At 55.4% G+C, this 25,001-nt stretch carries 18 protein-coding genes and 1 pseudogene; 9 read left to right on the top strand and 10 right to left on the bottom strand.

The genetic code is table 11. The annotated features are described in order from the left end of the window. The first annotated feature begins 125 nt into the window (after positions 1-125). The gene (locus MWU49_RS15115) at positions 126-1,067 is read left to right on the top strand and encodes a Nudix family hydrolase (RefSeq protein ID WP_246973909.1); all 942 of its coding nucleotides are present in this window, start codon (positions 126-128) and stop codon (positions 1,065-1,067) included. A 281-nt stretch (positions 1,068-1,348) separates the two neighbouring features. On the opposite strand, the gene yacG is transcribed toward MWU49_RS15115, so the two are convergent. From yacG to pilB, 5 genes are all read right to left on the bottom strand, one after another. Beyond that, positions 1,349-1,537: a DNA gyrase inhibitor YacG gene (gene yacG / locus MWU49_RS15120; protein WP_246973911.1), complete on the bottom strand. Its 189-nt coding sequence runs from the start codon at positions 1,535-1,537 to the stop codon at positions 1,349-1,351. A 160-nt stretch (positions 1,538-1,697) separates the two neighbouring features. Then, on the bottom strand, positions 1,698-2,300 hold the full coding sequence (coaE, locus tag MWU49_RS15125) for a dephospho-CoA kinase (protein ID WP_246973912.1): 603 nt from the start codon (positions 2,298-2,300) through the stop codon (positions 1,698-1,700). Positions 2,301-2,449: 149 nt separating this feature from the next. After that, the gene (locus MWU49_RS15130; protein ID WP_281502339.1) at positions 2,450-3,325 is read right to left on the bottom strand and encodes an A24 family peptidase; all 876 of its coding nucleotides are present in this window, start codon (positions 3,323-3,325) and stop codon (positions 2,450-2,452) included. Positions 3,326-3,330: 5 nt separating this feature from the next. Next, positions 3,331-4,554, bottom strand: coding sequence for a type II secretion system F family protein (locus MWU49_RS15135; RefSeq protein WP_246973913.1), 1,224 nt, complete (start codon positions 4,552-4,554; stop codon positions 3,331-3,333). Positions 4,555-4,556: 2 nt separating this feature from the next. Next, on the bottom strand, positions 4,557-6,263 hold the full coding sequence (pilB, locus tag MWU49_RS15140; RefSeq protein WP_246973917.1) for a type IV-A pilus assembly ATPase PilB: 1,707 nt from the start codon (positions 6,261-6,263) through the stop codon (positions 4,557-4,559). A gap of 391 nt (positions 6,264-6,654) precedes the next feature. Between pilB and MWU49_RS15145 the strand changes: the two are divergent. The 4 genes and pseudogenes from MWU49_RS15145 to MWU49_RS15160 form a co-directional block, all read left to right on the top strand. After that, a pseudogene (locus MWU49_RS15145) lies at positions 6,655-6,771 on the top strand (prepilin-type N-terminal cleavage/methylation domain-containing protein); the annotation flags it as partial. 486 nt (positions 6,772-7,257) lie between these two features. After that, complete coding sequence (locus MWU49_RS15150) at positions 7,258-9,093, top strand: hypothetical protein (RefSeq protein WP_246973919.1); 1,836 nt, start codon at positions 7,258-7,260, stop codon at positions 9,091-9,093. A 14-nt stretch (positions 9,094-9,107) separates the two neighbouring features. Then, positions 9,108-9,968 carry a glycosyltransferase family 2 protein gene (locus MWU49_RS15155; RefSeq protein ID WP_246973921.1) on the top strand — a complete coding sequence of 287 codons (861 nt, stop codon included), beginning with the start codon at positions 9,108-9,110 and terminating at the stop codon, positions 9,966-9,968. 56 nt (positions 9,969-10,024) lie between these two features. Further along, positions 10,025-10,906, top strand: coding sequence for a glycosyltransferase (locus tag MWU49_RS15160; RefSeq protein ID WP_246973923.1), 882 nt, complete (start codon positions 10,025-10,027; stop codon positions 10,904-10,906). A 39-nt stretch (positions 10,907-10,945) separates the two neighbouring features. On the opposite strand, the gene MWU49_RS15165 is transcribed toward MWU49_RS15160, so the two are convergent. From MWU49_RS15165 to MWU49_RS15185, 5 genes are all read right to left on the bottom strand, one after another. Continuing rightward, positions 10,946-11,962: a glycosyltransferase family 4 protein gene (locus MWU49_RS15165; protein WP_246973925.1), complete on the bottom strand. Its 1,017-nt coding sequence runs from the start codon at positions 11,960-11,962 to the stop codon at positions 10,946-10,948. A gap of 5 nt (positions 11,963-11,967) precedes the next feature. Further along, positions 11,968-13,119, bottom strand: coding sequence for a glycosyltransferase family 4 protein (locus MWU49_RS15170; protein WP_246973926.1), 1,152 nt, complete (start codon positions 13,117-13,119; stop codon positions 11,968-11,970). Positions 13,120-13,123: 4 nt separating this feature from the next. Further along, positions 13,124-15,172 (bottom strand): acyltransferase family protein, encoded by a 2,049-nt coding sequence (locus MWU49_RS15175; protein WP_246973927.1) that lies wholly within the window; start codon positions 15,170-15,172, stop codon positions 13,124-13,126. A gap of 144 nt (positions 15,173-15,316) precedes the next feature. After that, a complete protein-coding gene (gene nadC / locus MWU49_RS15180; protein ID WP_246973929.1) occupies positions 15,317-16,159 on the bottom strand; it encodes a carboxylating nicotinate-nucleotide diphosphorylase in 843 nt (280 codons plus the stop codon). Between the two features lie 375 nt (positions 16,160-16,534). Continuing rightward, on the bottom strand, positions 16,535-17,866 hold the full coding sequence (locus MWU49_RS15185; protein ID WP_246973930.1) for a sodium:alanine symporter family protein: 1,332 nt from the start codon (positions 17,864-17,866) through the stop codon (positions 16,535-16,537). A gap of 207 nt (positions 17,867-18,073) precedes the next feature. Between MWU49_RS15185 and MWU49_RS15190 the strand changes: the two genes are divergently transcribed. The 4 genes from MWU49_RS15190 (at position 18,074) to aceE (ending at position 24,909) form a co-directional block, all read left to right on the top strand. Then, positions 18,074-20,302 carry a DUF1631 domain-containing protein gene (locus tag MWU49_RS15190; protein ID WP_246973931.1) on the top strand — a complete coding sequence of 743 codons (2,229 nt, stop codon included), beginning with the start codon at positions 18,074-18,076 and terminating at the stop codon, positions 20,300-20,302. 45 nt (positions 20,303-20,347) lie between these two features. Beyond that, positions 20,348-20,914, top strand: coding sequence for a 1,6-anhydro-N-acetylmuramyl-L-alanine amidase AmpD (gene ampD, locus MWU49_RS15195; protein ID WP_246973932.1), 567 nt, complete (start codon positions 20,348-20,350; stop codon positions 20,912-20,914). After that, positions 20,911-21,744 (top strand): hypothetical protein, encoded by an 834-nt coding sequence (locus tag MWU49_RS15200; protein ID WP_246973934.1) that lies wholly within the window; start codon positions 20,911-20,913, stop codon positions 21,742-21,744. The genes ampD and MWU49_RS15200 overlap by 4 nt, the downstream gene beginning before the upstream one ends. Positions 21,745-22,236: 492 nt before the next feature. Further along, a complete protein-coding gene (gene aceE / locus MWU49_RS15205) occupies positions 22,237-24,909 on the top strand; it encodes a pyruvate dehydrogenase (acetyl-transferring), homodimeric type (protein ID WP_246973936.1) in 2,673 nt (890 codons plus the stop codon). Positions 24,910-25,001 lie beyond the last annotated feature (92 nt).

A 25,001-nucleotide genomic window follows, 5' to 3' on the forward strand; every position in this document is an offset into this window, starting at 1 on the left:
TTCGAAAGGCAAAACCTCGCTTGCTTTTCCGGTTTTCGCAACTCGAAACTCGTACCTCGTGACTATGGCTGGTTTATACCTCCGGCCTCTCCTTTACACAGGTATCAGACAAGAACAAGGCACTCATGACTACCGAACCTACCCCCGCCATCACTGTCGTTGCCGCCATCATCCGTGGTGAAGACGGTCGCATCTGCCTGAGCAAGCGTCCTGACAATAAGCATCAGGGTGGGCGCTGGGAATTTCCCGGTGGCAAGGTGGAAGGGGGGGAGCAGTTGTCTGATGCCCTTGCCCGCGAGCTCCACGAGGAGCTGGGGATGGTGGATTCGCTGTCTTCTCCGTTCATAACCATCGCCCATCAGTATCCCGACCTGCATGTGACGCTGCACTTTCGTGACGTTACCGCGTGGCAAGGCTCGCCTGTGGGCCGAGAAGGGCAACAGGTGGAATGGTTTACCCTGGAGCAGTTACCCGGCCTGACCTTTCCGGCGGCCAACCAGCCGGTGGTCACGGCCATTACCTTGCCTCCCTTGCTGGCCATCGCACCGGATGCCTTTTCGCTGGAGCAATTACTGGACGGCATCGCACTGCTGGATCCGTCCAGAACGGGCCTCTACCTGCGCAGCTGGAGCCATTACCCGGCCAGAGACATGGTGCTTGAGGCTTGTGCCGCCCGGGGCCTGAAAGTCTGGTTGCGGGCGGACTCGCCGCAAGGCTTGGCGGGAGGAATCCCTGCAGGCGTGTTTGGATTGCATCTGCCCGGGAGGGTCCTGGCGGACTGTGATAGCAGGCCTGATTTCGGTGGTGTGGTGAGCGCGGCCTGCCATGATCAACAGGCGCTGGACAAGGCGGTATCGCTGGGCCTGGATAGTGTCCTGTTATCCCCGGTCAATCCGACCGCCACCCATCCTGACCAGCCCGCACTGGGCTGGGAGAAAGCAGGGCAATGGGCCACGGGCCTGCCGTTGGCCTGTTACATGCTGGGCGGCGTTGGGCCGGAAGACATCAGTCGCGCACGGGAGCATGGGGCGGTGGGGGTGGCCGGGATTCGCGCGTTCTGGAGTTAACAGTTAACAGTTAACAGTGAACAGTTAACAGCGGCGCGATAGCGCGTTGTGTGTGCTTCCAGCAAAAAGGCCGCGTCCGGGTTATGGGCGCGGCCTTTTTGCGTTTAAAAGATAAGGAAAAGCAAAACAAATACTTGACAGAGTATGCTGTTCGGGCAGCCTTCACTGTTCACTGTTCACTGTTCACTGTTCACTGTTCACTGTTCACTGTTCACTGTTCACTGTTCACTGTTCACTGTTCACTGTTCACTGTTCACTGTTCACTGTTCACTGTTCACTGTTCACTGTTCATCGAAGTCGGATCCCGGCATTTCCGGATCTCCCGGAATCGCGTGGCGTTCCGCCGCCCAGTCTCCCAGATCGATCAGTTTGCAGCGTTCGCAGCAGAACGGCCGCCAGGGGTTGTTGTCCCAGCGGGTGAGTTTCTTGCACTGAGGGCAGGGGTAGGTCTGGGTGGTCTTGTCGGACATAAGAATCAGTTGACAGTTGATAGTGGTCAGTTGACAGCGAAAGGCAGGATTCTAACGCTTTAAGCGTCAGACGTCAGACGTCAGCATCGTAGGGCGGAAATCGGCGTGAGCCGATCTCCGCCGTTGCGTGGCGGCGGAGATGCTCTGAGGCATTTCCGCCCTACGAATGATTACTCGCCAGTTCCAGATAGAGCTTGTGCAACACATCCAGCTCGCCGTGCAGCTTTTCCAGCGAGCCATGATTCTCGACCACGTCATCTGCCTGATCCAGTCGCTTGGTGCGCTCCAGCTGGGCTTTCATGATGGCAGCGACCTGCTCTTCGGGCACATGATCTCGCGCCATGGTGCGCTTCACCTGCAGCTCGGCAGGGGCATCAATCACCAGGGTGCGATGCACCAGATCTTTCTGGCTGGTCTCGAACAGCAGAGGTGAGACCAGCACGGTATAGGGGGATTTGCTGGCGGCAATCTGGTTTCGGAGCTCCTGGCCAATGGCCGGGTGGGTAATGCCTTCCAGCGCCTTGAGAGCATCAGGATCCGCAAACACGATCTCACGCAATGCCCGGCGGTCCAGTGCCCCGTCTTCCGCAATCACATGATCACCAAAACGCTCGGCGATTGCCTTCAGCGCCGGCTTGCCGGGTTCCACTACCACCCGGGACGCCAGATCCGCATCCACAATAGTGACGCCCAGCGTTGTCAGGTAATCCGTAGCCGCGGTCTTGCCGCTACCAATGCCGCCAGTAAGACCAATTACAAACACGGCTGGAGTCTCCAGGTTGGGTGAGTGCCAAAATCAAGCATGAGGCCTGATCTGTACCTTGGTGTGGAGTTGACAGTTGATAGTGGACAGTTGACAGCGAAACCCTCAAAACGGGATTGGGGGTGGTTTTAGCTATCAACTATCAACTGTCAACCGATCTTGTACATTGCCAGGTACGAAGTGACGATGGTATCGCCCCACAGCAGGGCAATCCAGCCGGCGGTGGCCAGGTAGGGGCCGAACGGGATCTGTGCGCGCCTCTCGCCGCCAAACAGCATGCCGCCCACCGCAAACACCAAGCCGACCACAGAGGATAGCAGGATGATCAGTGGCAGGTACTGCCAGCCCACAAAGGCACCCAGCGCAGCCAGCAGTTTGAAATCACCAAAGCCCATGCCTTCCTTGCCGGTCATCAGCTTGAACAGCCAGTAGACACTCCACAGGGACAGATAACCCGCCATAGCGCCGATGACCGCGTCCTGAAGCGATACCGGAGACACCCCCAGCAGGGCCGCCAGAATACCGGCCCAAAGCAGCAGCAGCGTCATGGAATCGGGCAGCAGTGTGGTATCTGCGTCGATCATGGCCGCAGCCAGCAGTAGCCAGGTGGCAAAAAGGGTAAACACCAGCCAGCCGCCATAACCAAAGTGCCAGGCGCAGAAACCGGCCAGCACGCCGCTGGTGATTTCGATCAGAGGGTAGCGCTTGCTGATGGGGGTCTTGCAGTCCTTGCACTTGCCGCCCAGTAGCAGCCAGCTGACCACCGGCACATTTTCGTACCAGGCAATGGCGTGGCCGCACTTGGGGCAGCGTGAGCGGGGCGTCACCAGATTGAAGATCGGCTGATCCTGTTCCTCCGGTAGCTCAAGAATCTCCCGTGCTTCGGCACGCCATTCCCGCTGCATCATCTCCGGAAGACGGTAGATCACCACATTCAGAAAGCTGCCCACCAGCAGCCCCAGAACAACAGAAAGCCCAACCAGCAAGGTTGGGCTTGCTTCAAGAAGCTTCAGCAATTCAGTCAAGATAATTAGCCTACAACGTTACCCAGCTGGAAGATTGGCAGATACATGGCGATAATCAGGCCGCCGATCAGCACACCCAGAACCGACATGATCAGGGGTTCCATCATGCTGGTCAGGCCGTCCACGGCGTTATCCACTTCCTCTTCGTAGTAGATGGCCACTTTCTCAAGCATGGCATCAAGAGAGCCGGACTCTTCACCAATGGCGGTCATTTGCAGAGCCATTGCAGGAAATACACCCGTCGAGCGCATGGCAAACTGGAGCTGTTGCCCTGTGGCAACGTCATCGCGCACCTGATAAACCGCATTGCGGTATATCACATTCCCTGTAGCCCCGGCACAGGTTTCGAGGGCTTCAATCAGTGGTACGCCCGCGGCGAAGGTGGTGGCAAGCGTTCTGGCATACCGTGCGATAGTGGATTTGAATGCCAGGTCGCCGACGATGGGCAGCCGAAGAATCAGCCTGTCCAGCATGTCCGAAAACGCCTGGGAGCGTTTCTTTAGCTGGGTAAAGCCCACGGCAGAGAGAAAGATAATTACTAGAATGAGCAGGAAATTGTTTTGCAGCCCCTTGGACAAGCCAATCACAAATTGAGTAAAGGCAGGAAGTTCGGCGCCAAAGCCGGCAAAAAGGCCTTCAAAAACGGGAACTACCTTGATGAGAAGGATGGCGGTCACAATAACGGCAGCCACGATAACGGTAGCCGGGTACTTCATGGCTTTCTTGATCTTCTGTTTGAGCGCCTCGCTCTTTTCCTTATAGATAGCGACTCGATCCAGCATGGTTTCCAGCGCACCGGATTGTTCACCCGCATCAATCAGGCTGCAATACAGGTCATCAAACTGGTCCGGATGATTCTTTAGCGCGCTGGCGAAATTGCCGCCGGCCTCCACATCTGCCTTAAGTTTGAGAACCACTTCTTTCATGGAGGGGTTTTCCAGGCCGTCGGCCACGATTTCAAAGGCCTGAACCAGAGGCACGCCAGCACGCATCATGGTCGCCATCTGGCGAGTGAAGATGGTGATATCAACGCTCTTGATCTTTTTCTTGCCGCCAATGTTGAGTTCCCGCTTCTTGACGACCTTCTTTGCATTGATTCCCTGCTTACGCAATTCTGCGCGAACCGTGGAGGGCGCCTTGCCGGTGGTTTCCCCTTTGACCTTGGCGCCTTTACGGTCTACCCCTTCATAAATAAAGGTGACGTTTTGTTGTGCTGTTTTGCTGGCCATAATTAATGTCCACTCGTTACACGGCTGACTTCTTCAAGGCTTGTTACGCCGTGCATGACTTTCACCAGACCTGAACGGTACAGGTCATTAAAACCATCCTTGCGGCACTGATCGCCAATTTCCAGGGAGTTGCCTTCCTGCATGATAATCCGCGAGATGCCATCGGTAATCTTCACTACTTCATAAATCCCCACGCGCCCCTTGTAGCCGCCTTTGCACTTCTCGCAACCTTGCGGGGCGTAAACAGTAAACCCGGATTTAATATCCTCCTCCGTGAATCCCATCTCAAGCAGGGATTTCTCGGGGACATCCACGGAGGTCTTGCAGTGCTCACACAGTCGGCGGGCCAGACGCTGGGCAATAATAAGGATAACCGAGGTGGCAATATTGAACGAGGGTACACCCATGTTCCGCAAACGGGTCAGGGTTTCCGGGGCACTGTTGGTGTGAAGGGTTGATAGCACCAGGTGACCGGTCTGTGCCGCTTTGATAGCGATACTAGCGGTTTCCAGATCCCGGATTTCCCCCACCAGGATGATATCCGGATCCTGACGAAGGAAGGCGCGCAGGGCGGCAGAGAAGTCCATGCCCTGCTTGGGATTCACGTTCACCTGGTTAATACCGTCCAGGTTGATTTCTACCGGATCTTCCGCGGTGGAAATGTTGCGTTCCGGGGTGTTGAGGATATTGACCCCGGTATACAGGGATACGGTCTTGCCTGAACCGGTGGGGCCTGTCACCAGAATCATGCCCTGGGGCTTGTGCAGGGCATCCATATACAGCTGCTTTTGTTCATCCTCATAACCGAGCGCATCAATACCCATCTTGGCGGATTCAGGGTCGAGGATCCGCAGCACGATCTTTTCCCCGAACAGGGTTGGGCAGGTGTTGACCCGAAAATCGATGGCTCGTGTCTTGGAGATCTTCAGCTTGATCCGGCCATCCTGAGGCACCCTGCGCTCGGAAATATCCAGACGGGACATGACCTTAAGGCGGGCAGACAGTTTGCTGGCAATATTGATGGGCGGTTTGGAGACGGTAGTGAGAATGCCGTCCTGGCGGAATCGGACCCGATAGCTCTTTTCATAGGGCTCAAAGTGAAGGTCAGAAGCGCCACCTTTAATGGCGTCCAGCAACAGTTTGTTGACAAAGCGAACAATGGGGGCGTCATCAGAGCCGGATTTTGTTTCGTCGTTTTTCTCTTCCGGGGCGCTGACATCCAGATCATCCAGCCCCTCATCAAGATCATCAAACGCCGACCCTTCCGCCTCGGATTCGAGATTCTCGATCCAGTGAGAAAGCTTGTCTTCTTCAACAATAATGGTTTCAACGTTGAGACCGGTGTTGAAACGAATTTCCTCAAGAGCTGGCAGGTTGGTGGGGTCCGAGACAGCCACAAACAGGCGGCTGCCGCGGCGGAACAGCGGCAGCACATGGTGTTTGGTAATCAGCTTGGGATCCACCAGATCCTTGATCAGGCTGTCCCGCGAGAAGGTAGACAGATCCAGAACCGGGTCCCCGAACTCCTCGGCTGCCATGCAGGCGATAGCGGTAGAGGACACCTTCCCGCTGCCAACAAGATGCTGTATCAGGCTTACACGATCCTGCCGCGCCTGTTGTATAGCGGCTTGCGCTTCTTCCTGTGTCAGGAGCTCCTGCCTTATAAGACGAAGAGGGAGCCCGCTAAAGGGAATGTTCTGAGACGTCATGGCAACCTGCTTGTTTATGCTTAGAGTTGTGGGGGTGCCCAATAATTTATTCTTAACATACCTGCTGGCAGGGGTACAGTGAAGCCTGAATCCCTCAAAATCAGCACCTTGCCTCATTTATTTCAACTTATGGTTGAGCTGTGACGCTATTTTAGGGCTGGGGTGACGTTTTTTGTGTGTGGCTGACGATGATTGTCACCATTTTGCGGTGTGACCGGTCGTTTCGGGCGGGGGCAGGGCGAGGTTCCGCTTCGGATACGGCCAGAATATGGGAGGAGGGGCGGTTTTGACCCTCTACGAAAAAAGTTGGCCCGCTATCTGCATTATCCTATTGCAGACGCTCGCCGGGGGTGAGCTCATAACAAGATTTGCCAATGATTGGAGAGAACACATGAAGAAGCAAATGCAACAGGGTTTCACCCTTATCGAACTGATGATCGTGGTTGCCATCATCGGCATCCTGGCCGCTATCGCTCTGCCGGCCTACCAGGACTACACCATCAAGTCCGCCAACCGTGCTTGTCTGGCTGAAGCCAAAGCCTACTACAACACTGTTCTGGCTGACCTGAACGACAGCCGTACTCCTGCTGCTCCGCGTAACCAGGCTTGTAACAATACCGATCCGGGCACCGGTTTCACCCTGGCGACTTTGGGCGCAGCTACTGCTGCTGCCAACGCTCCGGGTGATGGCACTATCACTTGTAATCTGGATAGCGGTGGTGATTGTGACTACTCCTCCCCGTCCAATAACTAATCAATTGGGCTAATGCCCATCTAGATTAGTTGGTATAAAAAGGCCCCGTTTGCGGGGCCTTTTTTGTTTTCGGATAATGATCGGCCATAGTGCTACATGGTGGGTTATCCTGGATGTCTTCTCCGGGTCGGACAAACTTTTGTTATCCTCTGAGCCGAAAGGCTTTTGGTTGTGGTTGGTCAGCATATAAAACGCTGCAACCGCTGACCAGTCTTTGAAAATAACCAAGGATACACACTCTTGCGTCTCTCGTTTCTTCATTTGACGTTGTATGCGTTGTTAATTTCCGTTCTGGCAATCGCCTTGTATTTGCCGGGCTTGGGTGGTGGTTTTACGCTGGATGATGGCTACAACATCCTGCAAAACCGCTTGCTTTACGTTGATGTATTCAACATTGACGATTTCATTATCGCTGCATTCAGTTTTCATGGGGTGGATGGCTCTCGTGCATTGCCATTGTTGAGCTTTGCGCTGGACTACTGGCGTTCCGGGGGGATGGATGCCTCCGCCTTCAAGATGACCAATCTGCTGATTCACGGCATAACCGTTTTTTTTCTTGTCTTTATGCTCCGCCGCTTACTGGAGGTCGCCGGCTGGTCCCATGAGCGTTCCATCTGGATAGCGCTGCTGTTGGCATTCTTGTGGGGTATCCACCCCCTGCAGGTGTCATCGGTGCTGTATATCGTTCAGCGTATGCAAACCATGGCGACCCTTTTCATCATATTGGCGCTGTGGGCCTATTTGGGGATGCGACAGTCGCAAATTCTTGGCCAGCGAGGGCGCCTGTGTGGAGTGCAGGTTGTCATATTCGGGTTGCTGGCACTGCTTTGCAAGGAAGATGCAGTCTTGCTACTTGCCTATACTCTCATCCTTGAACTAACAGTCCTCAGGTTTCGTGCTGCGCAGCCTTCTGTTCAGAGGGGTTTGAAGCAGAGCTATTTGGTTTTAACCGTATTCGGCTTGCTTGGGTATTTGTTTGTTGTGGTGCCTCACTTTTGGTATTGGGAGGCGAGCCCGGGTCGCGACTTCACCACACCCGAGCGATTGATGACCCAGGGGCGAGTGCTGGTAATGTACCTGTATCAGATTGTGATTCCCTGGCCGGATAACATGCCGTTTATCTATGATGCTTTCCAGCCATCCAGGGGCATCTGGAGTCCATGGACAACCCTGCCTTCGATTTTACTGGTGGTTGCGCTGCTGGCGTGGGGTTGGATGTGGCGACATCGCCGGCCTGTGTTTGCTTGTGGGGTGCTGCTGTTTTTTGCTGGGCATTTCATTACCAGCAATGTCATCGCCTTGGAGCTGGTGTTCGAGCATCGTAACCACTTTCCGTTGATAGGCGTGCTGTTGGCGCTGATGGATTTAAGCCTGATAGGGGTTTGCCGCTGGAAACCTCAAGCTGGGGCCTGGAGGATATTCCAGGGGACGATTGCCATATTGATTCTTTGGGTGGGAGCTATGACGGCCTTGCATGCTAATACGTGGGGGGATCCTGTTCGCCATGGCAAGAAGCTCGTCGAATTGTCGCCTGAATCACCAAGGGCCTGGATCCAGTATGGAAATGTCTTCTCCTCTCGCTATAACGACAACCAGAACAAGGCCGATTTGGTGATGGCTCTGGAGGTAACAGAGGAAGCTTTGCAGCATATTTCTTCTACAACTCTGGCCTCAAATGCGATTACGTATAAGGCAATGCTGGGAGAGGACGCTTCTGCTGACTGGGAGCGTTATTTTGAGGCATTGAAAGAGGCTCCCAAAGACTGGCAAAACCAGAGGTCGGTAGAGGTGCTGATGAACAATGTGCGTCGAGAGTTTGATGTAGACAAGATTAATACACTGCGAGCAATGGAAATTCTGGATCAAAGGGCTTCCTTGTCAGGAAAGGAGGCGCTGGAATATGGTCTTTTCGTTTATCGTTATGTTGATAAAGAGAAGGCATTTCCTTGGTTGAAACGCTTTGTGCAGCGGACACACCGTAATGATGCATCTCTGGTTTGGTTGTTTGAGCAGCTTGAGGTGGAAAATCGACCTGAGTGGTCAGAGCAGCTTAAGATCATTCTCGACGAAAAATAAGGTGTCCATTCCCGATGAAGATATTTTCCGTAGTTATGCCGGCCAAGAATGAATCCGTTTCTGTCGGGCAAACTGTCAGGGGTGTTTTGTCGCTTTTTCCTGAGGCAGAGGTAATCGTAGTCAATGATGGCTCAACCGATGAAACGGAAGCGGTTGCGCATGCTGCTGGAGCAAAGGTCTTGAACCAGCCATACAGCAAGGGAAACGGTGCGGCGATCAAGGCGGGATTGAGGGCGGCCCGCCATGATGTGGTTGTCTGCATGGATGCAGACGGGCAGCACCGCCCTGAAGATATCTCTTTACTGATTGATAAATTGGAAGAGGGCTATGACATGGTGGTCGGAGCCCGGAATAATGAAGGCCAGGCAGGACTGCACCGGTCTCTGGCTAATGGCTTTTACAACCGCTTTGCCAGCTGGATGGTCGGTCACCGGGTGGAAGATCTGACCTCCGGCTTTCGCGCCGTGAGACGGGAACTCTTTCTGGAATTTATTAGCCTGTTGCCTAACAAGTTTTCCTATCCAACCACGATCACGATGAGTTTTTTTCGGGCGGGTTATTCGGTAGCTTACCAGTCAATTACAGTACTAAAACGAGCTGAAGGGTCTAAAAGTCATATCAACCTCTGGAGGGACGGACTGCGCTTTCTTCTGATTATCTTCAAGATCGGTACTCTGTTTTCGCCGTTGAAGCTTTTTTTTCCGATATCCCTGGCACTGGGCGGCGGAGGGGTGGCGTATTATACCTATACCTATTTTACGGATGGGCGTTTTACCAATATGGGAGCGCTACTGTTCACCACGGCTATTCTTGTTTTTTTGATGGGGCTGGTGTCGGAGCAGATCACGGCATTGATGTATAAAGACAAGGTATGACCTTGTTGTTTGATAGGGCGATGAGATTCGTGCCGACCTGACATGCAGGAAGAGTGGTGAATAAAACACGCGTAGACATCATTATACCGGTCTTTAATGATGCTGAGGGCATTTCCAGATGCCTGGCGTCACTGGACACCCAGTCAAAGGGAGGCTGTCAGCTGGGCGTGATTGTGGTCGATAACGGCTCTTCACCTCCAGTGAAAATTCAAAAGAGTTACGCGTTTCCTGTCACCATGATTCATTGCGATACGCCGGGCTCCTATGCTGCAAGGAATGCTGGAGCTGCTCAATCCGAGGCAGATGTTCTGGTGTTTCTGGATGCTGATTGCACTCCTGAGAAGGATTGGTTGATCAATGGGTTGCAGGCTGTTTTGGCAGAAGAGGGAGACTGGGTGATTGGCGGTGAGGTGATATATATGCTTTCCAATGACCCAACCGCCACAGAAGCCTATCAGTGTATCGTGGGCTTTGGGCAGGAAAAGAACATTAACATAAGAGGGTTTACGGCCACGGCGAACTTGTTTGTCAGGCGCGAATTGTTCTTGCGGGTGGGTGATTTTGATGAGGCCCTGTTGTCTGGCGGGGACAGGGAATGGTGCTGGCGAGCAGAAAGGGCAGGAGCCACTGTTGGATTTGAGAAAAGCGCTATTGTTAGTACTCCTCCCAGAAGAAAACTGAGGAGTGCGATTATTCAAGCGCGGCGGATTGCGGGGGGCAGGTACACCCTGCTCTCTGCTGACCGGCGTCAGAACCTGAATGTCAAACGTGTATTGCCTGAGCGCAGCACCCTACAGAAGCTTAAGATCATATGGTCCGGGGACGAGTTTGGTTCTGTCATGCGATTAAAGGTGCTTGGTGTTGCCGTTTTACTGCTAACGGTCAGGAAGCTGGAGGTCGTGCGGTTGAAATTTGGCGGGGGAAGAGAGCGTCGTTGAGAGGTCTGTGACTAATGTTTCCAGGGAGCACCATGGAGATTATCGCTCACCTTCCAGGACTTGATAATAAACCTTGATGGTCGCTTCGATGCTGCGCTCAATTGAGAACCTTTCCTTAACATGATCCTCGATGGCGCCATTGTCCATATGCGTGTTTGCAAGCTGTCGAGCCGCTTGTGTAAAAGCCGATACATTATCTGCGGGGCACAGCAGGCCTGTCGTGCCGTGAGTTACTACCTCTATTAATGATGAGCCGCGGGTTGCAATAACAGGTAGTCGGCAGGCTATGGCCTCTGCTGCTACGAGACCGAATCCTTCGCTGCGGGAGGGGAAAAGAAGGGCGTCGGCCTGTTGCATGGCTCTTGCAACCTCTCTATCTCCATCCAGCCTGCCAATGTCATGCATGTTGGCAGGCATTGATGGCTTGTCCTTGTCTGATGCCGGACCTCCGGTATAGAGCAGCTCAAAATTGTCTCCTAATTCACGCATGATCGGTGCTAGTAAATCGACTCCCTTCCGGCTTATCCAGCTTCCCACATAAAGCAGACGGAATGGTCGGGTTTCGGTTTTCTGTTGCAGATAGGGTTTAAAAATTTCGGTATCAACACCGTTGTAGATAACCTCTATTGGAACGTCGGCAAGAGTTTGCCTGGTGGTGTCGGCAACAAACTGACTCACTGCGATGACTTTTTTTGCACGGATCAGTACTTGTCGCTCCATTGGCGCAATCCAGTGATTGTGGTAAAGGGTGCGTAATTTTCCTTTATAGGGAGCGGCAGATGGGTGATGAACCGAGTGATGCATCGTTGCCACCAAGGGGAGTTGCGCTGGGATAAATCGATGGTGGAACCAAGTGTTGGTGTGAATGATATTAGCCCACTTGGGCTGGCTTGGAAGGGGGGCCGTCCAGGGGGCATATTCTGCTCGAAGAGGAAGCCAGCTTGCTTCAGCTTTGATGCCTCGCTCATTCAAACCCTTGATCAATCGTAAGGTGTAAACGTCCGTTCCTGTGTTGGTTCTTATGGTAGGAAACCAAACCGCAGGCGTCATAGCCATGATATTTACCCTTTGGTTTTCTGTGGGGGGAGGCGAAAGGCATCAAGTATGCCGTGTCCAAAGCGGTGCCAGGAAAAACGTTCTGCGAACCTCCTGACCGGCGTTTCAGGCAGGGGGCTATCAAGAAGATGGGTAATCTGGTTTGCTAACTCAGAGTAATCGCCCGGGGTAACAAGAGAACCGGAAGTTCCATGTTTGACAGCGTCGATGACGCCTCCCGTAGCAAATGCCGCTGTAGGTAATCCATGGGCGGCTGCTTCAATGGCTACCATGCCAAAACCTTCTGGGTCATCGGGTAGTTGGCGCACTGGAAACACATGGAGATCGGCTGACTCATAAGCGGTGGCCAGCAAATCGTTGTTTGTGATGACGCCGAGGAACCTGATGTGATCTGAGAGACCCTCCTGATCTGCAGCGGCAAGGATGCTTTCCTTGGTTTGCACGTCTGCTCCCAGGGAATGTTTTGGCGGTTCCCCTATGATGACCAGAACGGTACTGGGGTGTCTTTTAACAATCGAAGGCATGGAATAGCTTACAAACTGTCGTAGCCCCTTCCTCGTGGTCAATCTCCCCACAGAGAGGAGTATTTTCTTTCCGGTTAATCCATGACGTGATTTGAAATCAATTATGTTTTCTTCCGGTTGGAGAGCGGAGGGGAGAATGACACCGGGATGCACAACATGAATTCTTGATGAAGCTACGCCAGCCTCAAGCGCAAGCGTTTTGGTTGGGGTGCTGTTTACAATGATGTGGGCAATTTTTTTGAAGGAGGGGCGCCACAGCATACGGTACAGCCAGTGATTAACGGATATGTCAAATCCATGAAGATAGGCGGCTGATTGGCTTTTCCCCAGTTTGCTTGTTAACCAGCTTATTGGGGCGGTTAAACCGCTACCTGCCAGAATAATGTCTGGTTTCCAGCGCAATGTGATCCATAGCGCCTTAATAAAGGCTATTACAATAAAAAGGGGTAATGGTTTGAGTGGAACTTCAAGCAGTGATGTTCCAGAAGGCCTGATTGAGGCAGCCCCTTTTGGAGCGATTATTTGGATGTCTGCGGTTTTGGCTAATTCATCAGCAAGGTGCCAGTTTAATCTTTCCATCCCTCCTACAAGGGGGGGCATATTTCGGGTGATGAGCAGAATGCGCGTCTTCATGTGTTTACTCTGGTGACCTGCTTGTCGCTTTTCCCTGGAGAGGTTGCTGTATTTGATTCAGGAAATGCTGTGAGGCTGAGGCTGCGAAGGTTGCAGTAAGGTGCTGCTCATCTCTGAAAATAACGCTCCCGTCCCGCTCTGCAGAGCACATCCCTCCCGGGCAGACATAGGAAGCTGTCTCGATCCAATATGTATTGTCATATGCGGTTGCGACAGATTCAAGGAGGTCGGCGGTATGCTTGTAACGGGTGTTTTTCTTTGTGTTGCCCGAGCATAATGAGACGCTTTCGGAGCCGTTTTCCATGAGGCAAGAGGGGCCGCTTTTCTGCAGCACGGGGTTGGGCTCAATTAAATAGATATTCATTGTTGCTGTTGAAAGCTTGTCCAAGAGGCGCCGGGTTCCATTAATAATTTGTTGATCCGTAAAGGGAACGGAAGCAGAGCTGCCCACGAAGACACGTTCTGGAGTCTCCCCCTTCAGCCACTCAATGGCTTTGTTTCTCCAGGTTTCACATTCGATATATTCACGGCCGATACGCTTATAGAAGAATGGCTCATCAATCATGGGGCATGATGATTTGGTGAGAACAACGAGCCTCCAATCGCTGAGATCATGCATCTTCTCCAGGGTTGAAAACCATTGTGCTCCGATACTGTCACCAAGAAGCGCTACCGTTCTTTGGGCGTCTGGGTTTCCATAAATGCAGGGGTTGACGTTGTCGCTCCGATACCAGTCATCACATCCGTCCGGGTATATTGGAGGCGCATCTGAGGCCGCTGCGATGTATCTGCTTTCTCTGTCCAGGCTATCCATTGTAAAAGCGTTCCAGCGAAGAAGTTGCGTGGTCAGAATGGCCATGGCTGCCAGAGTGATCGTCAGCTGGTATGAGGCTTTAAGTTCTTTGCACTTGCCATAGCGAAGTGGTGTTTCGATAACGTGGTATGTAAATACAGCAAGTAGAACTGAGATGCTTATAGCCAACAGCGTGTTCGAAATGTCTCCATGCACGGAGAACAGATGGTCAGTCAGAATCAATACAGGCCAATGCCAAAGATATAGGGAATAGGAGATTTTCCCTAGCCACTGGAGTGCAGGTAAAGATAGCCCGGTATGAAGTATCGATTTTTTATCGCTGCCAGCCCAAAGCCATGCGCAGGCCGCCAGGGTTGGAATTAACGCCATCGCACCAGGGTACACGGTCTCATGGCCAATAAGGGTTAGGCCTAGCAATAGCAGGCCAAGGCCGATGCTGCCGGCCAGTGAGCCTGCAAGCCCTGGAGGATGTTTCTGGACAAGAAGCCAGGTAATTGCTCCTGCTGCGAATTGCCATGCTCGGGTGGGCATAAGATAAAAGGCCATAACAGGGTTTTGTTTGGCCATAAAGATGCAGGCGCAAAGTGAAAGCGCTGAAATAGTGATGAAAAGCAGCCAAAGTCGGGCATGTACGGTTCTAGCCGGAAAGGTTCCAGCCGCAAGAAGTATCAATAAAGGCCAAATTAGATAAAACTGCTCTTCTACACCAAGGGACCAGGTGTGAAGAAACGCGTTAGTTGTTGTCTCTGCCTGAAAGTAGTCAGCGTCAGAAAAGGCAAAATGAATATTGCTAATCCAGCTTGCAGCCATCGAGGCTGCTTTGCTTTGATATAGATTTTGCAGCTCCGGTAAAAAAGCATTTGCAGCAATGCTGCTTGCGACCAGCATTGTTGCAAGAGCCGGGAATAATCTACGAAACCGGTTCGCGTAAAATCGAGAAAGCGATATGTGGTCCGATTTCTGAAGCTCCCTGACCAACAGCCCGGTAATCAGATAACCCGATATAACAAAAAAAAGGTCAACTCCGATAAATCCTGCACTTAACCCAGGTATGGAGTAGTGAGCGCCGATGACAAGCAAGACCGCAATGGCGCGTAAACCCTCGATGTCTGTTCGAAAGTGGGGTGGCGCATTGGGGATTGGCGTTCTTTTTCTCATTTTTAAGCAGGGGCTGCCTGAAGAATTATTGCGATATTGAGAGAGAATTTTGTTATTTAATATGCGCTTGCGAGCCAGCATACATTTTCTGCCGAAGCAGAGATACATCGGGCTTCACGAGCGGTTCACTATTGCTGATAGAGCGGGAGAGAGAGCCTTATAATGGTATTTATAGTGACGAATTGCCCCTGTGAGCCTCAATTAAAGTTAACGTTCAGTCTCTACTCAAAACATTAGGCGAAGGGAAAGGTCCGTAGCCTGAATATGCTTTGTCAGCGCTCCGGACGACAAAAACCACTCTCGGGTCCCTGGCAGGCTGCCGGCATTATCCACTGTCAGGTTACCAGATACCTCCAGTGCTGATGCTACATCCATCTCCGCTGCCGCATTCAGCATCTCCACACCGAAATTATCCAGCATGATTTGATCTGGCTTGAGCGCAGCTGCCTCTTGCAGCTCTTCCAGGTTTTCCACTTCAACGATGATTTTCTTCTCGGGTGCCAGGGCCCGTGCCCGCTCAATCGCTGCTGTGATCCCGCCGCAGGCGGCCACGTGGTTTTCCTTGATCAGGAACGCATCGTAGAGACCGATGCGGTGGTTCTGGCAGCCGCCGCAAAGCACCGCGTATTTCTGTCCTGCACGCAGGCCGGGTAGGGTCTTGCGGGTGTCGAGGATAGTGACGCGGCTGCCGGCCACGGCGTCCGCGTAGCGGCGGGCGGTGGTGGCCGTGCCCATGAGCGTTTGCAGGAAGTTCAGGGCGGTGCGCTCGCCGGTGAGGATCTGGCGGGTGTTGCCGCTGAGGGTGCAGAGTTTGGTATCCGGGGTGAGGCGATCACCATCGGCCACGTGCCATTCCAGTTTGACGTCGCCCAGCTGGCGGAAGACCTCGTCAGCCCAGGCGCTGCCGCACATCACCGCGTCTTCGCGGGTGATGATGGTGGCGGTGCTGTTGCTGTCCGCATCAATCAGTTGGGCGGTGATGTCGCCGTCGCGGATATCCTCTTCCAGCGCAAAGGCCACGTTCCGGGCAATGTCGTCACGGATGTAGTCGGGCAGGGGCTGGCTCATGGGTTTATCTCTCTGATTTCGCGACGGTAATATCAAAACGGCCCGCCTTTACCATAGATAAGGGCGGGCCGTGAGGATACCAGCGGCAGGGCCGGGTGTTAATCCGCTTTGTCCGCCAGAGTGTGGCTCCTTTGTAGGAGCGGTGGTTCGACCGCGAAGAGCGCCATGGCGCTATCGCGCATCGTGGTCGAACGACCACTCCCACGGGGCGCGCCTGAGCGCCTCCGTCGACAAGCAAATCAACGCGCTCCGAAAGAGGGGGCAGAGGAAGCGCTGGCGCTTGGATGTCACCTGGTGCTGTGATTTTATCGTCAGGCGTCAGGCATCTAGTTTTAGCGTCAGACGTCCGACCACAGACGTCAGGCCCGCCTCACATCATTTCTTCGCAAAGAACTCCCGGCTGAGCATGATCACGATGGGGGACAGCAGTAGCAGGGCGATCAGGTTGGGGATCGCCATGAGAATGTTCATGATATCGGCCAGTGCCCAGACAAAGTCCAGGCTCACATAGGCCCCAACGGGAATGGCGACCACCCAGACGATACGGAACGGGATCACCGCTTTTTCGCCGAACAGGAACTGGGTGCAGCGTTCGCTGTACAGGCTCCAGCCGAGCAGGGTGGTGAAGGCAAAGATAGCCAGGCCGCACACCACGATGATGTCACCAAAGTCGCCGAAAGTGGCGGAGAAGGCCATGGAGGACAGCGGGGCGCCCTCCGCACCGCTGGTCCACACGCCGGTTGAGACAATGGCCAGACCGGTGATGGAGCAGACGATGATGGTGTCGATGAAGGTGCCGAGCATGGCGATGGAGCCCTGCCGGGCCGGGTGATCAGTGTTGGCCGAGGCGTGGGCAATGGGCGCGCTGCCCAGGCCGGCTTCGTTGGAGAAGATGCCGCGGGCCACCCCGAAGCGAATGGCTTCCTTGACCAGGGCACCGGCAAAACCGCCGGCGGCGGCGGTGCCGGTAAAGGCGCTTTCGAAACACAGAGCCAGGGCGCCGGGGATGGCGCTGGCGTGATCGACCAGTACCACCAGGCCGGCCAGCAGGTAGGCCAGGGCCATAAAGGGAACGACGACGGTGGCCACGTGGGCGATGCGCTTCATGCCGCCCAGCACCACCAGCCCCACCAGCACGGCCAATGTGACGCCGGTGACCCAGGTGGGCAGGCCAAAGCTGTCATTCAGGCCGTGGGCCACGGAGTTGGCTTGCACGGTGTTGCCGATGCCGAAGCCGGCAAACATGCCGAAAAAGGCAAACAGAACCGCCATCCAGCCCCAGTTTTTACCCAGGCCATTGCGAATGTAGTACATGGGGCCGCCCACATACTGGCCGCGGTGATCTTTCTCCCGGTAATGCACGGCCAGTACTGCCTCTGCGTACTTGGTGGCCATGCCCACCAGTGCGATCAACCACATCCACACCAGCGCGCCAGGGCCACCGGAGTGAATGGCGGTGGCCACACCGACGATGTTACCGGTGCCGATGGTGGCGGAGAGGGAGGTGGCGAGGGCGGCGCCGGCGCCGATGGTGCCGACCCCCGTCTGCGGGCCAAACATCTGCTTGAAGCCGAAACCCAGTTGCCGCAGTGGCAGGAAGCGCAGCACCAGGGTCAGGTAGATGCCAGTACCGGCGATCAGGATCAATGCCGGCCAGCCCCACAGAAACCCGCTGATTTGTTTGAGAATCGTAACTGCAGCTTCCATATCCATCGTCCAACACCCCGAAAAGACTTAGGCTAGGCGAAATGCCCTTTCAGGAAAAGGCCGTGTTGCCGACTGAAACGGATTCACTCTTTGGTATAACTGCCAACTGAGTCAAAAATCGTACAAGTGTTTACATGTTACAGTCTTTTTCATTAGAAGACTGTGCCGCTTCCGGAGCCGGAAGTGGACCACGCAGCAGGTGTCGTCATGTCCAAGGTCACCCAATTGCACTCTGTACCGAATCATAAAAAGCCCCTCACGCTGCCGCGCCCACTGGAAAAGGTCCGTGAGCGGCATGTGGCACTGTGTGCCGATTATCTTGGTGGCATGCTGGATGGCGCTGATGACGCCCTCTATGCCCTGGTGGAAAAGGCCACAGATGAAGACCGCGACCGTTACTTCGAGGCTATGCGTGAATTGCGGGTGCAGCGGGCCGGTTTGCTGACCGGGTTCCAGCAGTCACTGGGGAATTTGTTTCGCTCTCTAGGCAGTGACGGCAAGGCGTCGGATCAGGCCCACACCCCGGTGGATCTGGATTCTCTGAGTCTGGTCAATGAAGATGAGCTGGAAGCGTCGGTGGCGCTGGACAATATGGCGCGCCGCGCCCGCAACGGCTGTGACGAGCAGCTGCGGGCGCTGAATCACCGCATGGAGTATTTGCTGGAAGGCAAGGTGGAGCTGGGAGAAAGCCGTAATCCCCTTGAACCGAGGCAGCTGGTTTCTGCTTTTAGCGAAGGGCTCGACAAGCTATCTCTCGATATCAAGGCCAGGCTGATCATTCTCAAGCTGTTCGAGCGGGAGGTGATGGCGGAAACCGGCTTTCTGGTCAGTGAAGCCAACGCGGTGCTGATTCAGGCCGGGGTGCTGCCGGACATGAAGACCGCGCCGATTCCGCCAGTGAGGAAGCCGGGTAGCCGCACCCTGCAGCCACAAGCTTCCTCTCCTCCTGAACCGTCGGGTGCCAGTACTGCGCAAGGCAATGACCAGATGTTCGGTCTGTTGCAGGAATTGTTGATCACCATGCGTGGTATCCAGGGGCACACTGGTGGCGCTACGCAGGTGGCTGGTCAGGGCGAGGCGCCCATGGCAGTGATGCACAATGGCGTGCCTTACATAAATGGCGTTCCGGTGGAAAACCAGACCGAGGTGCGCCCGGTCAGTTCGGACGATTTGCTCGGCATGCTCAATCGCCTGCAGCGGGTGGAGCGCAGTCTGAGTGATGCGGAAGGCGAAAAGGCGTCGCTGAAAGGGGATTTGTCTGAACTACTGGACAGCGAACACGGCCAAGCCATCCATGCCCTCGACCAGACCGACGACGATGTCATCAATCTGGTCTCCATGCTGTTCGATTTCATTCTTGATGACGAAGGGCTGCCATCCGAGATCAAGGCGCTGATTGGCCGACTGCAGATCCCCCTGCTCAAGGTGGCGATCACCGACAAGACCTTTTTCAGCAATGATAATCATGAGGCCCGGCGGTTGCTAAACGTGCTGGCCCGGGCTGGTTGTCAGTGGGATCCCCAGCAGGGTATCCAGGATGAGCTCTATCAGCGTATCAACCAGGCAGTACATCGCATCATCGATGACTACGAGGCGGACGCCGGCCTGTTTGCGACCCTGCTGGAAGAGTTCGAGCAGTATTTTGCCAGCCAGACTTCCCGGTCCGATCGTGTCGAACAGCGGGTGCGGGAAGCGGAAGAAGGCATGGTGCGTGCCGAGCAGGCGCGGCAGGCGGTGGTAGCGATTCTCGACAAGCGCCTTGCCGGGCGCACCCTGCCGGATGTGGTGGTCCGGCTGTTGCGGGAGGGATGGCATCAGGTGATGTACCTGACCTGGCTCAAAGACGGCGAGGACAGTCCGGCATGGCAACAACAGGTGAAGATCGTCGATGCCGTAGTCTGGAGTGGTCTGGCACACCGTGATCAGGCAGCGCTGGAAAAGCTCAAGGCGCTGAGTCCGAAGTTGCTGACGTCCCTGCAAAAGGGTCTTCAGCAGATCCATCATGAGGAAGGCGAAGCCCGGCAGTGGCTGGTGGCGCTCCGTGACGTGCACCAGCAGTTGCTCAAGGGGCTGGAGACTGAGAGGGTGGCGGTGCAGGCTGAGCTGGCGCCGGCCGATGCTGAAACGGCCGAGCAGGATTTGCCCGAAGACCACTTTCTGGTGCGCAAGACGGCGCAACTTTCTGCGGGCCAGTGGGTGGAGCTACTGGATGGCGACGAACCTCGCCGTGCCAAGCTGGCGGCCAACATTCGCGGTGGTGTCAAACTGGTGTTCACCAATCGCCGCGGCATCAAGGTAGCGGAATTTTCCGCTTACAGCCTCGCCGTTGCCCTTCATCAGGGGACTGTTAAACTCATTGAAGAAGGGGCCCTGTTCGATCGGGCTCTGGAAGCTGTGATCGGTGACCTGCGGCGTATGCAGACCAAGCCTGGCTGAGATTGAAAGCCCGGTCACTGCCCTGATTCTGCAAGGAGTGCGCGGGTGCTGACCCTCTCAGAGCATCGGGTGAAGCAGGCACAATGGTGTCCTTCCCCCAACTATAATGAACGCCCCGACCCTGACGATATTTCCCTGCTGGTGATTCACAACATCAGCCTGCCCCCAGGCCAGTTTGGCGGTCCCTATATCGAAGATCTGTTTTGTAATCGGCTCGATCCGGAGCGTGATCCGTATTTTCAGGAGATCCACCAACTCACCGTGTCCTCGCACTTTCTGATCCGTCGTGATGGGCAGCTGATGCAGTTTGTGGATTGTGACAAGCGGGCATGGCATGCCGGCGTGTCCCGTTTTGAGGAGCGGGAAAACTGTAATGACTTCGCCATCGGTATCGAGCTGGAAGGTACGGATCAGTTGCCCTATGAGTGTGCCCAGTACCGCACGCTGGTGGCCCTGACGGCGTTACTGCAGAAGCACTATCCGGCGATTACCAATGAGCGTATTACCGGCCATGAGCATATTGCACCGGGCCGCAAAACTGACCCGGGTCCCGCGTTCCAGTGGGAGAAGTATTTTCAGAGTCTGGCGGCATTCAAGGAGACCGTGGCATGACCTTTCTGATGTTGATTCTGGTTCTCGGCCTGCGCCGGCTGGAAAGTGGCTGGCCGCACTGGATGATAGACAGCCACCGTCATCAGGCCTGGTTGCAGCGGCTGGCAAACCGGTTCGGAAACAGTCTGATGCTGTGGGGGATTGGCGTGCTACTGCCAGCCGTGGTGCTGACATTCCTGGAATGCTGGCTGCAGGGCTTCTGGGGGCAGTGGTTGTGGCTGATATTTGGCGGTGCCGTGCTGCTGTGGCTGCTGGGTGGGCACAGCGAGTTTCGCCAGGTGGATGAATTGTTGGTGCGCGGTCGCATGAGTGACCCGGAAGGCTTCGCCGCCCTGGCGGAAGACGAATTCGGTGTTCAGGGTGACCCGCGAGATCCGGTGGTGCAGCAGGCGCTGGCCGAAGAAGTGCTGGGCCGGGAAAAACAGCTGTTTGTCGCCATCTTCTGGCTGGTGCTGCTGGGTCTGCCGGCTGCGCTGCTGGTGGTGCTCAATGGTGCCTGGGCGCAGCGGGCCGAACGTGACAATACCCGCTGGGCCACAACCCTGAATCTCTGGCTGCACTGGCCCGCTCAGCGCCTGCTGATTTTCAGCATGGCGGTGGTTGGCGATTTCGCTGCGGTACTGGATTGCATGCGTGGTCACTGGTTCACCCTGCAGGGGGAGGACAAGCAGCTGGCCATGGCTGCCCAGGTCGCCATGGATGTGCCGGAACAGCAGGAGGGGTCGCCGTTCTACCGTATCATCGCGCCGCTTGAGTCCTTGCAGGGCTTGTTGCTGCGCTGCATGGCGGTGTGGCTGATCCTGGCCGCGGTCTGGGTGATGTTCAGCTGACAGCCACAAGCACGAGCTACGAAGCGGCTTTAGGAGCCTAGCGCAGCGGAGTAACGCACGGATTGCGGCCCCGAAGGGGAGAGCGAAGCGAATAACCTGCCTGCAAGCGATCCGAGCCCAAGCGAGGTAAGGATTCCAGAGGCAAGTTTCGAAAACCCTAAACCGCTGCCAGGCACGGGGTTAGTGGGGGCTTTCGCAACTCGCACCTCATCCCTGATTGTTGCTCGGATCGCTTGCAGGCAAGCTCCTACAGCTCTTTTGCCCGGCAGTCTTCAAGCAGGTAACGACTGGTAAAGAAAAAGTGTCCAAATAATTGTTTCTGAGGGTTTTTGTCATTTGACCCGCCGGTCATCACCGATAGTATTAGGTCAGGTATCCGGCTGTAGGCCGGAGAGCAATGAGGTTCGCCTCGCCCGGACACCCCCGGGTAACTTTGCGGTGCGACAGTGATCCTGACGTGCCGCCCGGCTACGCGAAAAAGGACGCACGCCCATGCAAAAACGCAGTTTCTTCGATGATATGGATCCCGCCGAAACACGGGAATGGCTCGATGCACTGGAATCAGTGGTCGAGCGGGAAGGCCCGGAACGGGCTGCCTGGCTCCTCGACGTCATCGCCAACGAAGCCCAGGAACAGGGCATTCATCGTACCCATCTCAACACCCCCTACCTCAACACCATTTCCCCGCAAGATGAAGCTTCCATTCCCGGTGATGTGTTCATGGAACGTCGTATCCGTTCCCTGGTTCGCTGGAATGCCCTTGCCATGGTGATGAGAGCGAACATGAACAATGACGACGAGCTCGGTGGCCACATCGCCTCCTTCGCCTCGTCAGCAACGCTTTACGATGTTGGCTTTAACCATTTCTTCCGGGCCCCCAGTGATGAAAATGAAGGGGACCTCGTGTTCTTCCAGGGCCATTCGGCGCCGGGCGTCTATGCGCGGGCCTACCTGGAAGGCCGTATCAGTGAAGAGCAACTGGACAATTTCCGTCGCGAAGTAGACGGCGAGGGCCTGTCGTCTTACCCGCATCCCTGGCTGATGCCGGATTTCTGGCAGTTCCCCACGGTGTCCATGGGGCTGGGGCCGATTCAGGCCATCTACCAGGCCCACATCATGAAGTACCTGCAGAACCGTGAGTTGATCCAGCAGGACGACCGCAAGGTCTGGGCGTTCATGGGTGATGGTGAGATGGACGAGCCAGAATCCCTTGGCGCGCTGGCGCTGGCTGGCCGCGAAAAGCTGGATAACCTGGTATTCGTGGTCAACTGTAACCTGCAGCGTCTGGATGGCCCGGTCCGTGGCAACGGCAAGATCATTCAGGAACTGGAAGGGGTGTTCCGCGGTGCCGGCTGGAATGTGATCAAGGTGGTCTGGGGCCGTCTCTGGGATCCGCTGCTGGAAAAGGACAATCAGGGTTTACTGCGCCGCCGCATGGAAGAGTGTGTGGATGGTGAATACCAGGCCTACAAGAAGAACGGCGGCGCCTATACCCGCGAACATTTCTTCGGCGAATACCCTGAGCTGAAGGAACTGGTGGCGCACATGTCCGACGAGGACATCTACCGCCTCAACCGTGGCGGGCATGATCCGTTCAAGGTGTATGCGGCCTACCATGAGGCCACCAAGCACACAGGCCGTCCCACCGTGATTCTCGCCAAGACCGTGAAAGGCTATGCCACCGGTGCCGGTGAAGCGGTGAACAAGACCCACCAGATGAAGAAGCTGGACCTGGAAAGCCTCAAGGAATTCCGCGACCGCTTCGATATGCCGTTCACCGATGAGCAGCTCAAGGACGTGCCCTACTACCGTCCAGAGACCGACTCCCCGGAACTGCGTTACATGAACGAACAGCGCAACAAGCTGGGCGGCTATATGCCGGTGCGCCGTCAGCAGGCCAGCCAGCCGCTGACCATTCCCGGCCTGGATGTGTTTGCCAGCTTCCTGGAAGGCAGTGGTGACAGGGAAATTTCCACCACCATGGCGTTCGTGCGCATGATGAGTGCCTTGATCAAGGACAAACAAATCGGCGAGCGCGTGGTGCCCATCGTGCCGGATGAGGCCCGTACCTTTGGTATGGAAGGCCTGTTCCGTCAGCTGGGGATCTATTCCTCTGGTGGCCAGAAGTACGAGCCGGAAGATGCCGGTCAGGTGATGTACTACCGGGAAGACAAGAAAGGTCGCATCCTGGAAGAGGGCATCAACGAAGCGGGCGCCATGTCCGGCTGGCTGGCCGCGGCCACCAGCTACAGCGTGCACAACTTCGCCCTGATCCCGTTCTACATCTACTACTCCATGTTCGGGTTCCAGCGTATTGGTGATCTGGCCTGGGCAGCGGGTGACAGCCAGGCACGGGGTTTCCTGCTGGGCGCTACCGCCGGGCGTACCACGCTCAACGGCGAGGGCCTGCAGCACCAGGACGGCCACAGCCATATCCTGGCGGGCACCATTCCCAACTGTGTCAGCTATGACCCCACCTACAGCTATGAGCTGGCGGTGATTCTGCACGATGGCCTCAAGCGCATGTACGAAGACAACGAGAAAGTCTTCTACTACCTGACGCTGATGAACGAGAACTACGTGCATGGCGCCATGCCGGAAGGGGCGGAAGAAGGTATCCGTCGCGGCATGTATCTGCTGCGCGAAGGCAAGGGCAAGACCAAAAAGTCGCCACGGGTGCAGCTGCTGGGTAGCGGTACCATCCTGCGTGAAGTCGAGGCAGCGGCTGAGTTGCTGCGCGATGACTTCGGTATTGCTGCGGACATCTGGAGCGTCACCAGCTTCAATGAATTGCGCCGTGAGGGTATCCAGAAAGACCGTGACGAGCTGCTCCACCCGGACAGCGAGCGCGAGCAGAACTGGGTCGAGAAATGCCTGGATGGTCGCGAAGGGCCGGTGATCGCGTCCACCGATTACATGCGCAGCTTTGCCGACCAGATCCGCCCGTGGATCAAGTCCTCCTATTCAGTTCTGGGGACGGATGGTTTCGGTCGCAGTGATTCCCGCCAGAAGTTGCGCCAATTCTTCGAAGTAGATCGTCACTTCGTGGTGCTGGCGGCGCTCAATGCGCTGCGCAAGGAAGGCAAGGTGGATGCGGCGACCGTGAAGCAGGCCATCGAAAAATACGGCATCAATACGGATAAACCCTATCCGGTGATGCATTAAAAACAGCCCTCTCCCTGTCCCTCTCCCGCAAGCGGGAGAGGGGACCTTTCAGCGGGCAATGGCTTGCTTCCATAAAGGTGGTGGGCCGGCAA

This window comes from Alcanivorax sp. S6407 (assembly GCF_023016115.1).
Classification (GTDB): domain Bacteria; phylum Pseudomonadota; class Gammaproteobacteria; order Pseudomonadales; family Alcanivoracaceae; genus Alcanivorax.